This window comes from Clostridium carboxidivorans P7 (genome assembly GCF_001038625.1).
GTDB lineage: Bacteria > Bacillota > Clostridia > Clostridiales > Clostridiaceae > Clostridium_AM > Clostridium_AM carboxidivorans.
This window is the reverse complement of the sequence record NZ_CP011803.1, coordinates 4,352,587-4,367,674: the sequence shown is the minus strand read 5'-3', so window position 1 is coordinate 4,367,674 and position 15,088 is coordinate 4,352,587. Positions and strand designations below refer to the sequence as shown.

12 protein-coding genes are annotated in these 15,088 nt (G+C 30.3%); 8 read left to right on the top strand and 4 right to left on the bottom strand.

The window, feature by feature from the left end; genetic code table 11:
• Window positions 1-48 precede the first annotated feature (48 nt).
• From Ccar_RS19410 to Ccar_RS19395, 4 genes are all read left to right on the top strand, one after another.
• Complete coding sequence (locus tag Ccar_RS19410) at window positions 49-576, top strand: IS110 family transposase (RefSeq protein ID WP_007063890.1); 528 nt, start codon at window positions 49-51, stop codon at window positions 574-576.
• A 510-nt stretch (window positions 577-1,086) separates the two neighbouring features.
• A complete protein-coding gene (locus tag Ccar_RS19405) occupies window positions 1,087-1,887 on the top strand; it encodes a MerR family transcriptional regulator (RefSeq protein WP_007063891.1) in 801 nt (266 codons plus the stop codon).
• 257 nt (window positions 1,888-2,144) lie between these two features.
• A complete protein-coding gene (locus Ccar_RS19400) occupies window positions 2,145-3,335 on the top strand; it encodes a trans-sulfuration enzyme family protein (protein WP_007063615.1) in 1,191 nt (396 codons plus the stop codon).
• A 22-nt stretch (window positions 3,336-3,357) separates the two neighbouring features.
• Window positions 3,358-4,932, top strand: coding sequence for a BCCT family transporter (locus tag Ccar_RS19395; protein ID WP_007063616.1), 1,575 nt, complete (start codon window positions 3,358-3,360; stop codon window positions 4,930-4,932).
• Window positions 4,933-4,951: 19 nt separating this feature from the next.
• Here Ccar_RS19395 and Ccar_RS19390 read toward each other — a convergent pair whose 3' ends face one another.
• The 3 genes from Ccar_RS19390 to Ccar_RS19380 all read right to left on the bottom strand — a co-directional run bounded on the left by Ccar_RS19390 (window position 4,952) and on the right by Ccar_RS19380 (window position 7,716).
• On the bottom strand, window positions 4,952-5,533 hold the full coding sequence (locus Ccar_RS19390; RefSeq protein ID WP_007063617.1) for a 5' nucleotidase, NT5C type: 582 nt from the start codon (window positions 5,531-5,533) through the stop codon (window positions 4,952-4,954).
• Between the two features lie 99 nt (window positions 5,534-5,632).
• Window positions 5,633-6,154 carry a phosphatase PAP2 family protein gene (locus tag Ccar_RS19385; protein ID WP_007063618.1) on the bottom strand — a complete coding sequence of 174 codons (522 nt, stop codon included), beginning with the start codon at window positions 6,152-6,154 and terminating at the stop codon, window positions 5,633-5,635.
• Window positions 6,155-6,363: 209 nt separating this feature from the next.
• The gene (locus Ccar_RS19380) at window positions 6,364-7,716 is read right to left on the bottom strand and encodes an APC family permease (protein WP_048030350.1); all 1,353 of its coding nucleotides are present in this window, start codon (window positions 7,714-7,716) and stop codon (window positions 6,364-6,366) included.
• A 459-nt stretch (window positions 7,717-8,175) separates the two neighbouring features.
• Between Ccar_RS19380 and Ccar_RS19375 the strand changes: the two genes are divergently transcribed.
• The 3 genes from Ccar_RS19375 to Ccar_RS19365 all read left to right on the top strand — a co-directional run bounded on the left by Ccar_RS19375 (window position 8,176) and on the right by Ccar_RS19365 (window position 11,977).
• On the top strand, window positions 8,176-9,432 hold the full coding sequence (locus Ccar_RS19375) for a sensor histidine kinase (protein ID WP_007063621.1): 1,257 nt from the start codon (window positions 8,176-8,178) through the stop codon (window positions 9,430-9,432).
• Window positions 9,433-9,437: 5 nt separating this feature from the next.
• On the top strand, window positions 9,438-10,268 hold the full coding sequence (locus Ccar_RS19370) for a DNA-binding domain-containing protein (protein WP_007063622.1): 831 nt from the start codon (window positions 9,438-9,440) through the stop codon (window positions 10,266-10,268).
• Window positions 10,269-10,549: 281 nt separating this feature from the next.
• On the top strand, window positions 10,550-11,977 hold the full coding sequence (locus tag Ccar_RS19365; RefSeq protein ID WP_007063623.1) for an APC family permease: 1,428 nt from the start codon (window positions 10,550-10,552) through the stop codon (window positions 11,975-11,977).
• Window positions 11,978-12,154: 177 nt separating this feature from the next.
• On the opposite strand, the gene fucO is transcribed toward Ccar_RS19365, so the two are convergent.
• A complete protein-coding gene (fucO, locus tag Ccar_RS19360) occupies window positions 12,155-13,303 on the bottom strand; it encodes a lactaldehyde reductase (RefSeq protein ID WP_007063624.1) in 1,149 nt (382 codons plus the stop codon).
• 462 nt (window positions 13,304-13,765) lie between these two features.
• Between fucO and Ccar_RS19355 the strand changes: the two genes are divergently transcribed.
• Window positions 13,766-14,689, top strand: a complete 924-nt coding sequence (locus tag Ccar_RS19355; RefSeq protein ID WP_007063625.1) for a ribonuclease Z — start codon at window positions 13,766-13,768, stop codon at window positions 14,687-14,689.
• Window positions 14,690-15,088: the final 399 nt, after the last annotated feature.

The following is a 15,088-nucleotide window of genomic DNA, read 5'->3' as shown; positions in this document are numbered from 1 at the left end:
AGGGTAAAAGTACAATAGCAGCTATAGGAAGATACTGGAGCAATAATTATGAAGCCATATGAAATCAAGCATAACCACGTTGAAGGTGATAGGCTTATCAAGTGGATTCGAAATCAGAAGGACATGGTACTTGTGGTTATGGAGTCTACTGGTCACTATCATTACCCTGTACTAAAGGAGTTGTATGAGGCCGGAGTATATGTTAGTGTAGTTAACGCTTATCTTATGAAAAAGTACGGTGATACAGAGATCAGAAAGGTAAAAACCGATGAAAAGGATGCTATCAGAATAGCTAAATATGCGATAGAAAAAAGGTATAATCTTACAAGATATGAAGGTAACGATGAAAAATATAGAGATTTAAGATTTTTATCTAGACAATATAATCAAACAGTTTCTATACGTGTAAACGCTAAGGTTCAACTTACCAACCTTCTTGATGAGATTATGCCAGGAATTCAAACTATTCTCCGTACAACTACTGGAAAACCAAAAAACGTAGCTAAAATGTCTGCTCTTAATAAGTTCTTAAGAGTTTATTATGCCCGTATTATGAATGTGTATAAAACCACATAACAATTGAAAAGTAGCAAAAAAAGCTACTTAGCAGTAGCTTTTTTAATGTCGCCTTTTTTTCAATATAAAATTTAAAAATAAGTGTTGACAAAATATTAGCAAGTTTGTGTATACATGAAAAATTAGTACAACTATTTAAACTTAAGATAAAACGAACGTACTTTTTTGTCACAGATTTAAACTAATGATACAATTATGATTATATTTTGAACAAACTTTATTGAAATAAGATATAAAATAGTTAACCTAATACCAATAATTCGATAAGACATTTTGAACAAATTTTATTGTTTATTACAGATATGATTAAGAATCATGAGTGGAATGAAGGTTAAATTCAGGTCCATTCATGATTTTTATTTTGTAAAGGAAATGTTAGTTTATTTGATAAATTTAAATTATTAAAAAACCTTATTGCGACAATAAGGTTTAAAATTTTTAAGTTGAAGTAAATACTGTTTTGAGATAAACTAATATTTGATGTTATGATTTATACAAGGGGTTATTATAATGAAAAAGTATTATACCATTGGAGAAACAGCGAAATTACTCGGCGTTACTACACAAACGTTACGCCATTATGAAAAAATAGGAATTCTTGAGCCTAGTTACATATCAGGTGAAAACGGATACAGATATTATGAATTTAATCAATTTCACATCATCGATCGTATAAAATATCTGCAATATTTGGGCTTATCATTATCTGAAATTGATAGCATAATAAAAAAAGGAACAGTTGAAGGTCTTCTTCCAGCATTGGAAGGACAGTGGCAGACTGCTAATCAAGAATTAGAAGCTATTCGTGCAAGAATTAAGGATATAGAATGGTATATTGATTATTTTACTTATTTGAGTAAGATGGATGTATCTAAGGTACTGTATCGTATGCATATGGAAACGAGGCACTTAATTTATGTTCCTTGTTACGATTCTGATGAGTTAGCAGACATGGAAATTCGAATGGCTGAGGTGCGCAGTCGAGAAGAATTACATCAATTGTCTTATAGACGTCAATATGGTTATGAATTAACTACATCAGGACTGTTTCAGAGTAAATTTGAACCTAAAACATATTTTATTTATATTAAGAATAGACCTCAATTTTTTACACCATTTTATAAAGAGCTTCCAGCGGGAGAGTATCTGTGTTTTCGTACTAAATTGCTGCATGAAAAGTGGGATACAACAATTTTAAAAAAGTACTTTAATTCTCTTCCTAAGCCATCTACCATTGTTGCTCTAGAGTTTGAGGATAATTTAGTTGAATATATGAATACGGATTATGAAGTTCAAATTTTGATAGAGTAGTCTGTTTCATAAAAGTCTAGTAAGATTATGATGCTACTAAAAATAACAGAAGATGTGTATTCTATGTAATATGGAATACACATCTTCTGTTATTTTTTACGATTATGATTGATTATTTTTTGTCATGCATGAAAATTATTGTTGACATGTATCTTAGGATAAGGTTTAAACTTACACATGTACCTTAGTGATAAGGTTTACATTTGTGAAAAATAAATCACTAAATTTATTGTGCAGAAAATAAGGAGGAAATATTTATGAATTCTAAGGAGTTAACTAGAGAGACTAATATTTTGTATACAGGAAGTGAGTCTAAACTTCCAATTGAACGTCCAGAAACACCACCTATTTATCATTCAACAGCAAATATTATTTCTGATATGGATGATTATGACTTTGCTAGCACTGGTGGTAAATATTATTATTGCCGAACTGCCAATCCAAATAGAGATGGTGTTGCTGAAGCTGTATCCTATTTAGAAAATGGAGAACAATCACTTGTTTGCTCTTCAGGAATGGCAGCTATTTCTACTACAATCTTATCTCTTGTTAAATCAGGCGATCATATAGTTGCTAGTCGTTCTATTTATGGAGAAACAATTGAATTATTTGAAAACATATTAAAGAAATTTGGTGTTGAGGTTACATATAGTGATTTTACAAATATAGATAGTATTCGTGCATCTTTGAAATCTAATACAAAGATGGTATATACAGAAATTATTGCTAATCCACTTATCGAAGTAGTAGATATCGAAGTTTTATCCGAAGCGGCTCACAGCGTAGGAGCATTAGTGGTTGTTGATAGCACCTTTACTACACCATTTGCAATTCGCCCACTAGAGCATGGAGCAGATATTGTTATTCACAGTTTAACAAAATATTTTGGAGGACATAGTGATATTACAGCTGGTTCTATTACTGCTTCAAATGAATTAATGAAGAAAATATATTCAGACTACTTGCTTTTTGGAGGATGTTTAGATCCAAATAGTTCATGGTTAATGCTTCGTAGTATAAGAACTATGGAAATGCGTGTCACTAAGCAATTTGAGAATGCTAGAAAGATTGCTGAAGCTTTGCAGGCAGATCCTCATGTACGTTATGTAAATTACCCAACTTTATCTAACCATCCTCAGCATGAATTAGCAGCAAGGATTATGCCAAATGGTTGTGGAGCTATGCTTAGCTTTCGTGTAGAAGATGATAGAGATAAAGTGAATACATTTATGCACAAGTTGAAATTAGTAAAATACCTTGGAACATTAGGCGGATATCGTACATCTATAGCACATCCAGCCACTGCATTCCGTAATGAGTTTACTCCTCAACAGCTTAAAGATATGGGAATGGAAGAAGGACTTATTCGTATTTCTACTGGCGCAGAAGCTATTGAAGATTTGATTGCTGATTTTAAACAAGCACTAACAGTCTTTGAGAATGTTTAATTTGTAAGGGGGGCCTATTATTATGCTTAAAAAGATTAATTTACCAATAGCATTACTTGCTGTAGGATTATTAATTGCCATGGTTATTCCTATGGTATTGTTTCCGGATGGAAGTGCTGCTGTAATTAGCAATTTTTATTCAGCTATGACATTGAATTTTCCTTGGTTATTCTTGATAATTGCATTTTTAAGTGCAGTATTTGCAGTATTTATTATGTTTTCAAAGTATGGAGATATTCGTTTAGGAGGTCCTGAAGCAAAGCCACATTATAAACTTTTTACATGGATATCCATGAATATGTGTTCTGCAGCAGGAGCCGGAATTTTGATTTTTGGAATGGTAGAGTGGATGTACTATGTTAAAACTCCACCATTTGGTGTTAAGCCTATGTCGGTACAAGCTTATGAATATGCATCTGCTTATGGAATGTTCCATTGGGGATTTTCCGCTTGGGCTATTTATTTGCCTGTTTCACTAGCACTAGGTTACATTTATTGGAATAAAAAAATGGATTCTTTGAATTTATCCGATCTTTGTAAAAATGTTTTGAAAGGTGACAGCCTGTTAGTCAAAATTATACGTATTTGTATAGATGGTGTTGTTGCATTTGGTTACATTGGAGGTTTGGTTTGTACAATAGGTTTGGGAACTTCTATATTAGCTGAATTAGCGGGATATTTGTTAAATATGCCAGTTACTTTTGGATTACGTATAAGTATTATTTTAGTATTTTGCGTGTTTTTTATCCTATCTACATCTAAAAGTATTGCTAAGGGAGTTGGAATCATAAGTGGGTTTAATGTTAAATTAGCCATTGCATTCTTTGTTTTTGTTTTCTTAGTAGGACCTAAATCATTTATCTTAAATAATTTTACTATGGCTATTGGAACAAACATTCGAGAGTTTGTTCATATGAGTTTTAATACAGATTCTATTGCGAAAACTGGATTTGTTCAGCAGTGGACAATTTTTTATTGGGCTTGGTATGTTGGATGTACTATTTCCGATGGATTGTGGTTAGCACGTGTTTCTTATGGACGTACATTCCGTGAAATTGCTATTGTAAGATGTATTTGGACATCATTATCTTGTTGGGTTGCGTTTGCTGTGCTTGGAAACTATGGAATGAGTTTAGAGTTATCAGGAAAGCTTAATTTATCCCAAATGGTTATTGATAGTGGTAATAATGCAGCCGTATTAGCTGTCTTAAAGACATTACCTTTATCAGGTGCAGCTATTGCTGTATATATGGCAGTAGTATTCATCACATTAGCATGTGGTGCAACTGCAGCATCTACAGTTGTATCAATTCTTACTTCTAAAAATCTTAAAAATGATGAAGAGCCTAATAAATGGTATAAAGTATTCTGGGCATTTCTTGTGTTACTGCTTCCAGTTAGTATTTTATTCCTTGAACATATGGTGCCTGGATTAAATGTTTTAACAACAATACAATCTGTTACATCAGTTTTTGCTATTCCAATGTTATTTGTTATAGCGCTACTTCTTGTATCATTCTACAAGATACTAAAGAAAGATATTGAAAGTAAAGATATTCCTGTAGACAAGAATAAATTGTTTAAATGGAATGAATAACTAAGTAAAAGAAATGCTATTATATAGCCTTGCTACATAATAGCGTTTCTTTTATTAGTTCATATATTTCATTCCAGTTTAGAACTCTAACTATATTTTTGTTTAAGGGTTTCCTATTATAATTGGTATCTATAAGCAATACCTTAAAACCATTTTCCGATAACTGCAAAGCATTTTCATAAGAATCTTCTATAAATATATCACATTTAAGTTTTCGAGCCATATCTACTTTGTAATGAGTACCTAGAACAAAAATATCATCATAAGGAATTCCATTGTTGTTTAAATAAGAGTAAGTGAGAAGTTTTAAATCTTTATCCCTGGCTGTAACAAAATATATATTATTTAGCTTTATCAATTCTTCTATTACTTCTTTAGCATTTTCTCTTAAACTCACATTATCATTATGCATTTTGAACTTGTTTTTATCATAAAAATCATAATAATCATCTCTAGTTACTCCCATAACTATATCAACTTTATACTCTGTTACTTTATCAATAGTTACATTTTTATTAAAGTATTTATTGGCAATATCTAGCCAAAAGTAAGGGTCAGTAATTGTTCCGTCAATATCAATACATATATTAAGATTTTTCATATTTAACACCAACCTTTAATTTTATTTTTTATTAATTTCCTTTTTAAAATTGTAGGTAATAAGGCATTTTATAACCAATATCATAAGTTTTACTGCAATTTATATTAGATAAAAAACTAAGAAGGAAGATAGAGTTCCTAAAATTGCGCCGGCAAATACATCGGAAGGATAATGTACTCCTAAATAAATTCTGGATATACCAACAAGAGAAGCCAATAGCATAAGTAAAAAGGTTATAGATGGACAAAATAATGAAATCATAACACAGACACTAAAAGCTGCGGTTGTATGTCCTGAAGGAAAAGAATATTCATCTATTCCAATCTTTTGTATATTTAGGTTATTTACTATTAAAAAGGGCCTAATTCTACTTACGCTTTGTTTAAATACTTGAGAAATAATAGTACTTATTATTAGAGAAATTGTACATTTTAATCCAATCATATGGATAAAAGGATTTGGATTTAACTCTGTAAACAAACAAAATGTAACTAATGAAAACTTAGAGGCTAAACGAGTGACTAACGGCATAATAATATCCAAACATTTGCATTTGAGTGATATATTAATTGTTTTGAGTAGAAATGTATCGCCATGCTGTATATGGTTCAGTATCTTCATAGGACCTCCTCCCCCTTTAAATACATTATATATATTTATCTTTAAGAACACTTTAAAATACTGTTAAGTAAACTTTAAAATAATAATATAAATTTAGAGAGTATCTATATATAAAATACTTATGTATAAAAAAGTGCACCTCCAAATGCTTAAATTGGGGGTGCACTTCATAATGTTTCTAGATGTGGATACTATAGTACTTATTAATGCTATTCAACAGTTTTTTTATTAGAAAATATGCTACCAAAAATCATTATAATTCCAAAGATAATTAGATATGCAACAACTGCAATTTTATGAGAAAAACATGCAGCAATTATCATAAAAATACATCCTATTAAAGAAACAGTAGGTGCTACAAATCTTTTGAAAGAACTTAAATCTTTTTCTTTTTTCATCATCATAAAGAAAATAGGAATATACATCGCGTAAATAGTTACTATAGGCAATTCTGAAGAATCAAAAGAAAAAAATCCAAACCAAGGCTTTGTTAAGTTAGCACCATAGAAATACAATAGCCATATACCGCAAAGAAGCAATCCAAATATAGATGAATTTGTTGGCATGTTTGTAATACTGTCAACTTGTTTAAATATATTTGGCTTTGGACCAAGACCTCTTGCTGCTAATGAATAAATACCACGAGTACATCCAAGCATTAATCCATTTAAAGTTCCAAGACAAGAAATGATAACAAATACAAATAGCAAAGAACCACCTAGCGATGAAAAAATTGTCTGGAAGGCTAATTTAGCTCCTGATTCGCCGCCTGCCATCATAACTTTATTTGCTACTGCTCCGGATAATCCGATATAGTAAAGTATATAAATTGCCATAGTTATAAAAGTTCCTCCAACAAGAGCTATTGGAAGATTCCTCTTTGCATCTTTTAGTTCGGCATTGATGCTTGTGGCAATGATCCATCCCTCATAAGCAAATGCTGTAGCAACAACAGCTGTAAAAAGTCCAGTGGAAGGATTAACTTGTTTTACTACAGTTGTAAAGTTATATTTAATCATACCATTGCCTACACCTGCTATTGTACCAATTATAGCCATTAAAATTAATGGAATAAGTTTTATGACGGTTGTACTAACCTGAAATTTACCTGCTAAAACAGGAGATAATGCATTTAATGCAAAGCTTGCTATTAAATATAAACATGCAATAGTCATACATTCTCCACCTGTAATTGGAAATCCAAATAATACACAAGTATATCTAGCAGAAACCCATGCTAATACTGATGTTAATGTTGGATAGTAAATTAATGCCATAAACCATCCAACATAATATGCATATTTTTTCCCTAAAGTAGCTTGGGCATAGTCTACTACCCCATTTACGTATTGATATTTAGTTGCCATTACAGCAAAAGTATAAGCACAAGAAATCATAATAATACCGCCTATAATCCAAGCCAGGATACCTAGGGTAAGGCTTCCACCAGTTGCGTTTAAAACCTTTTCAGCTTTAAAAAAGACACCACTGCCTATAACTATACCAATTACCATAGCTATAGCTGTGATTAGACCATATCTTTTTTCTAATTTTGTTTCCATAAATAAACCACCTCTTTCCCCCATTTTGTATTTTATTATACTTTAACCCTTTATAGTTATAAAATCAATACTCTTAGATTGACAAAAAATATTCCATAGTTGTAATAATATTACTAAACATCAAAAGTGTACATATTTAGAAATTTGTAAAAGAATTTTTACACAGCATTAAAAACATTAACTGCAATAAATAGGTTAGAATTTAGATGCTACTAACTTATTTAATATGTTTAAATAAGTATGCAATAAAAAAGTAATGATAGTTTTATAACAGGCATTAACACAACTATTTCCATGCCTTGACATGCATAAGTTTATGATGTATTCTTTTTGTTATATTAAAGTACTTTATAAAAGTATTTTGGGATTTTTATATATGGAGTTGCAATATTTGCTGCACCTGTTGATAAACTTTGAACTATTAAATTTCTTTAAAAAAATGAAAGGAAAATTCATAATATGAAAAAATTAAAGCGTACTTTAACAGTTGTAATTGGTGTAGCTATAGCATCTCAGATTTATTTTGGCTTTTTAATTCAAGATTTTACTATAGCCCTTTCAGTAATTATATTTTCTGTATTTCTTTACAATTATACTGAATTGAATCCAATACAAACAGCAATACTTACGGGTATATCTACAACATTTTGTAGATCAGTGTGGGTTTATTGCAGTAATATGGACTTTATGAAAACCATTAGAATAACTACACCTGAAATAATGTTTTTTACCACTTTTGGAATTCTGTTTTATTTTTTATATTATAAAAATGGAAAAAAGGATTTAACAAGATTTATACTTTCAGTGTTTTGTTGTGATTTTATTTCAAATGTTGTTGAAATAAGTATTCGAACTAGAATAAGTGGAGAAAACAGCAATATGATCAAAGCTCTTTTACTAGTAGCGATTGTAAGAACTTTAGTAGTTTTGATTATACTAATATTAATGAAATATTATAACTCATTTCTTGTAAAAGAAGAACATGAGGAACGTTACAGAAAATTGATATTGTTAACTTCAAGTTTTAAAAGTGAAATATATTTTATGAATAAGAATGCATCTGAAATAGAAGATGTAATGAAAAAGTCTTTTTCAGTATATGAGATAGTTTCTAAAAATCATTATTCTGAAGAACTAAAAAATCTTACACTTGATATTGCTAAAGATATCCATGAGATTAAAAAGGACTATATCAGAGTTATGAGAGGGCTTGAAGAAATGTCTAATGAGAAAATAGATGTTGAACATATGAAGATAAAAGATATTATAAGTATTTTAGAAATATATACAAAGGATTACATAATAGCAAAAAGCTTAAATATTGAGCTTGATTTTAAGGTGGAATGTAATTTTTATGTTTCTCAACATTTTTATTTAGTATCAATTATAAGAAATCTTATTTTTAACGGCATAGAAGCTATAGATAGCAATGAAAAAGGATTAATTAAATTGCAAATTGTGGATCAGGGAGATGAATATGTTTTTATTGTATCTGATAATGGGACAGGCATAAATGAAGGTAATTTGGATTTTATATTTAATCCTGGTTTTTCTACAAAGTATGATAAAAGTGGCAGCATATGTAGAGGAATAGGTCTTACATTAGTAAAGGACTTGACTCAGAATATTTTTAAAGGAAGCATATCTGTGGAGTCTGTACAAAACGAAGGTACAACCTTTACAGTAAAAATACCAATAAGTTCATTTAGGAGGTAAATATTGTGCAATATTATATTATTGATGATGATGTGAGCATTGTTAAGATATTGACTAATTTGCTTAAAGAAAATGGGTCAGGTGAAGTAATAGGCAGCTCTAATGATGGAGAAACAGCTCTTAGAGAAATACTAGTTTGCAACCCGGATATTGTACTAGTTGACTTGCTTTTGCCTAAATTAGATGGTAATAGTTTAGTAAGAGAAGTAAAGCTATTAAAACCAAAGATTAAGTTTATAATGATTTCTCAGGTATCAGATGTAAAGTTGGTGGCAGATTCTTATAATTCTGGTATTGAGTTTTTTATTAGCAAGCCTATTAATAAAATTGAGGTGGAAAAGGTTACAAGCAAGGTAGCAGAAAGAATTGAAATTGAAAATATGCTTAATAATATAAAGAAAGTATTTAAAGACGTTAATCCTCAAAAAAAGCCACAGGACAATAATATTAAAATAATCAAACATGTTTTAAGTAGATTTGGTATGTTGGGGGAAAAAGGAACAAACGATATTATAAAAATTTGCATTTATCTATTGGAAACAAAAAAATCCTTTGATGAATGTAATTTCAATGAATTAAGTTCTATGCTTGGAGACAATCCTAAAACAATACAACAAAGAATAAGAAGAGCAATTAAAACTGGGTTAACTAATCTTGCATACATAGGAATAGAAGATTATTATAATGAAAGCTTTCAGGATTACTCCAAGGGTATGTTTGATTTTGCAAGTGTTAAAGCTGAAATGGATTATATAAAGGGAAAAAATAAAACTGGTGGAAAAGTAATAATAAATAAGTTCTTTGAAGGACTATTACTTCAGTGTGAAGAATATTAAAAAATTATCAAATGTTACATGTCAATACCTACATGTATTGGTTATAATTTCATAACATTCAATAAAATGTTTTTAAAAATTCTAAATTTTTAAAAACATTTTATTTTTTTGTTAAGTATTTTGAAGTCATTTGAAGCAATTTGAAGTATTTTGTAGTTGGCCTATTATAATCAATTATGCAATAACCAATAAAGTTAATTGCAATTTATCTAATTGAAAAACTAATTACTCAAATAAATTACTTAAAAAATTTTATTTATATTTTATAAGGAGGTCATCATATGAAATTATTTGCTAGAAAAAAAGACGTAAATTCCATTTTAGACAATAATAAAAGTAGTTCTGTAGAACGAACTTTAAGTGCATTTGATGTAACAATAATGAGTATTGGAGCAACAATTGGAACTGGAGTAATGGTACTAGCAGGTGTTGTAGCTGCAAGAGATGCAGGTCCTGCTGTAGTTTTATCATTTATTGCATCTGCAATTGCTTGTACACTTGTAGCTTTATGTTACTCTGAATTTGCATCATCAATTCCGACATCAGGAAGTGCATATGCTTACATTTATGTATCTTTAGGTGAATTCATTGCTCATTTAGTTGGTTGGACGCTTTTTATTGGATATACAGTGCTCGCAGCAACTGTAGCTAGTGGTTGGTCATCATACTTTATTAGTTTACTAAAAGAATTTGGAATTAAGCTGCCAGCAGCTCTTTCAAGTATTCCAAGTCAAGGTGGAATAATGAATATTCCAGCAGTTGTTGTAGTATTAATTATTACTTTCTTATTATCTAGAGGAACAAAAGAAAGCAAGAAGATAAATAATTTTATGGTATTTACAAAACTTGCGGTTATAGCGTTATTCATAATTGTAGGCGCATTTTTTATAAAACCAATAAGATGGCAGCCATTTATGCCATTTGGTTTTAAGGGCGTATTTGCTGGTGCAGCATCTGTATTCCTTGCTTTCGCAGGCTTTGATGCAGTTTCAACTTCTGCTGAAGAGGTAAAAGATCCTCAGAAGAACCTACCAAGAGGTATTATTGGTTCAATGCTAGGATGTGCACTTATATATGTTATAGTTAGTTTAGTTTTAACTGGAATGGTTGATTACAGAAAATTAAATGTTGGTGATGCTATGGCCTATGCGTTAAGTTCTACAGGTCAAAGTTGGGCAGCTTCTTTACTTTCAGTAGGTGCAGTTATTGGTATTTTAGCCGTAGTACTTGCATACGTTTACGGAGCATCACGTATATTATTTTCAATGAGTCGTGATAGATTGCTTCCAGGAAAGTTCTGTAGTGTAAATAAGGAAACAAATGTTCCTGTATTTTCAACTTGGGTAGTAGGATGTTTAGGCGCTGTATTAGCTGGTGTTGCAGATATAAAACAATTAGCAGATTTGACAAACATGATTCTTCTAGCAGCATTTTCACTTGTAGCTATATCAATAATTGTACTTAGAAAAACTCATCCAAAATTAGAAAGAAAGTTCACAGTACCTTTAGTTCCGGTATTACCTTTAATAGCAGTAGTATGTTGTGTATTTCTTATGCTTAGTTTATCAAAAACAACATGGTTGTACTTTGGTGTATCAGTTGCATTAGGCATAATTGTTTATGCAGCGTATTCACATAAGCATAGTTTATTGCAACAAGGAGAGGACAATTTTAATAACATAGGTGAAGCAGAAAGAAAAGGTGCTTAATTGCTTGAATGCTCATACAAAAAGTTTTCTTGGAATTAGGTTTTGAACTTAATTTGACTAAAATAGAAATTACAATTTAAAAGATAGAAAAGACAGACTTTTACAAATCAATAAATTATTAAAAAAATGACTCTAGCTCAATAAAATATTGTGCTAGAGTCATTTTTATTACTTTTTTTAAATAAGAGATTCATACAATTTTGTAATATCTGCAACGCTTGTCTCTTTTGGATTACCAGGTCTACATGCATCATCATAAGCAGATTGTGCTAGGAAAGGAATATCTTCTTTTTTTACAATCTCTTTTAAGTCTTTAGGAATTTTAATATCTTCTGATAGTTTCTTAACTGCATCTATAGCAGCTTTTCTATATTCTTCTACAGTCATATTTTCAGTTCCTTTGACTCCCATAGCTTGTGCTATGTATTTATATTTATCACCAGTTGCTTCTGCATTATATTCCATAACGGTCGGTAATATAATTGCATTGGCAATTCCGTGGGGTGTATCATAAAGTGCTCCAAGAGGATGTGCCATAGAATGAACAATACCAAGACCTACATTGGAAAATCCCATACCAGCTACATATTGACCAAGTGCCATTCCTGCTCTACCTTCTTGTGTATTATCAACTGCACTTCTTAAAGAACGTGAAATAATTTCAATTGCTTTTAAGTGGAACATATCAGATAGTTCCCATGCACCTGCTGTTATATATCCTTCAATAGCATGTGTTAGTGCATCCATGCCTGTTGCTGCTGTTAAACCCTTTGGCATAGATGACATCATATCGGGATCGATTATTGCAATTATTGGTATATCATGAGGATCTACACATACCATCTTGCGATTTTTTTCTGAATCAGTGATAACATAATTAATTGTTGTTTCTGCTGCAGTACCAGCTGTAGTTGGGATTGCAATAATAGGAACAGCTTTATTTTTAGTATCAGCAACACCTTCTAAGCTTCTTACATCAGCAAATTCAGGATTTTTTATAATTATGCCAATTGCTTTTGCAGTATCCATTGGAGAACCACCACCAATAGCAATGATATAATCAGCACCAGATAATTTAAAAGCTTCTACGCCATTTTGGACATTTTGGATAGTTGGGTTTGGTTTGATGTCCGAAAATACTTCATATGTCAACCCATTTTTGTCCAGTACATCAAGTACATTTTTAGTTACACCAAATTTAATTAAGTCAGGTCCTGAGCATACAAAGGCTTTTTTAAAACCCCTTATTTTTGCTTCATCGGCAATACTATTAATGGCTCCTGATCCATGATAGGATGTTTCATTTAAAATAAATCTGTTTACCATAAGTTTTACCCCCTAATTAATATTGACAAATTGTCATTTATTGGATTTTGGAAATGTTTATTTATGGATTAAATAAAATTTGATTAATTTTAAAAGAACTTAATGATAAATTTAATGTTATCGTTTTCTATTTAATTCATGATTGGTATCCTAAATACCATGTTTTTTAAAAGTACTATTAATTATTAATTATAGAATAATATGGAGTAAAAAGAAAGTAATTTTGCTATAAATATGAATTTTTAGAAAAGTTACTTTATTATTACATAACTTTTCCAAATAGAAAATTTTCGTTTAATATAAGCATATCGCAATGCAAAGACTTGCAAGTTAAGTTATTTGTAAATCACATAACCATACAGTACATATAAAAGTTTTACATATAAAAGTAGCGCATGATACAATTAAATTATGCAAAAACTATATGAAAAAATAAGTAGTTTTTAAGAAAAGAGGTATGTTATGGTTGATATTTGTTTGCTTGGGTGTGGTGGAAATGTACCTACACCTAATAGAAATCTTACTTCGCTCTTAATATCTTATAAGGGGAAAAAAATTTTGATAGATTGTGGAGAAGGAACTCAAGTGTCTATGAAAATTTTAGGTTGGGGATTTAAAGATATAAGTGTAATTTGTTTCACTCATTATCATGCTGATCATGTAATTGGGCTTCCCGGGCTTTTGCTTACTATAGCAAATTCTGGACGTAAGGAACCTCTGTATATAGTTGGACCAGAAGGATTAAGTACAATAGTGAAAGGGCTTACAGTAGTATCTCCGGTACTTCCTTATTATGTAGATTTAATAGAGCTTCCAACTGACGATGAAAACTATTTTGAAGATAAGATAATTCAAATTGGTGATATGGAATTATGGGCACAACCTGCATATCATACTATGCCTTGTCTTGCGTATAGTGTAAATGTAAATAGAAGCAAAAAATTTAATGTTGAAAAAGCAAGGCTTAATAATGTACCTCTAAATTTATGGAATTTACTTCAAAAGGGAGAGAATATAAAAGAAGGTGGAAAAGTATATACACCAGACATGGTATTAGGTGAGGAACGAAGAGGATTAAAGTTAAGCTATTGCACAGATACAAGACCTACAGAAGAACTTATTTCATTTGTAAAAAAATCAGATTTGTTTGTATGTGAGGGGATGTATGGAGATGATGAAAAACTTCCAAAAGCTTTAGAAAATAGGCATATGCTTTTTTCGGAAGCTGCTTTAATGGCAAGGGAAGCTGAAGTAAAAGAATTGTGGCTTACTCATTTTAGTCCATCACTTGCAAATCCTGAAGAATATATTTTAAATGCAAAAAATATATTTGAAAACACTTTCTTAGGAGAAGATAGAAAAATATCGACTTTAAATTTTGAGTAACATTAAGAAAAAGTATTATGTTGCAAAATAATATCAAAAAATATATAGCAGCTGGTTTATATATGCCCTTATCATATACAGACCAGCTGCTAAGTAGATTCTAATTCAATAAACTCATTTTCAACTATTTGAATTCTAACAACCATCCTTTCTATAGTAATCATCTAAAATCCTGAACAACCATTAACAGGTATATAGAAAAATTTACTTTTATTAACTTCGATTTAACTTAACAATACATTCAATACTTTAATTTAATATATTTAAAAAAATATACTTATAGAAAATTAGAATAGAAAGATTAAATTTAAGGGAATATATTATTTGAATTAGAACCTACTAGACATAATATAAAAAATATTAAATGCCCATTGGTATATTCCTCTTCTTTCTACAGAT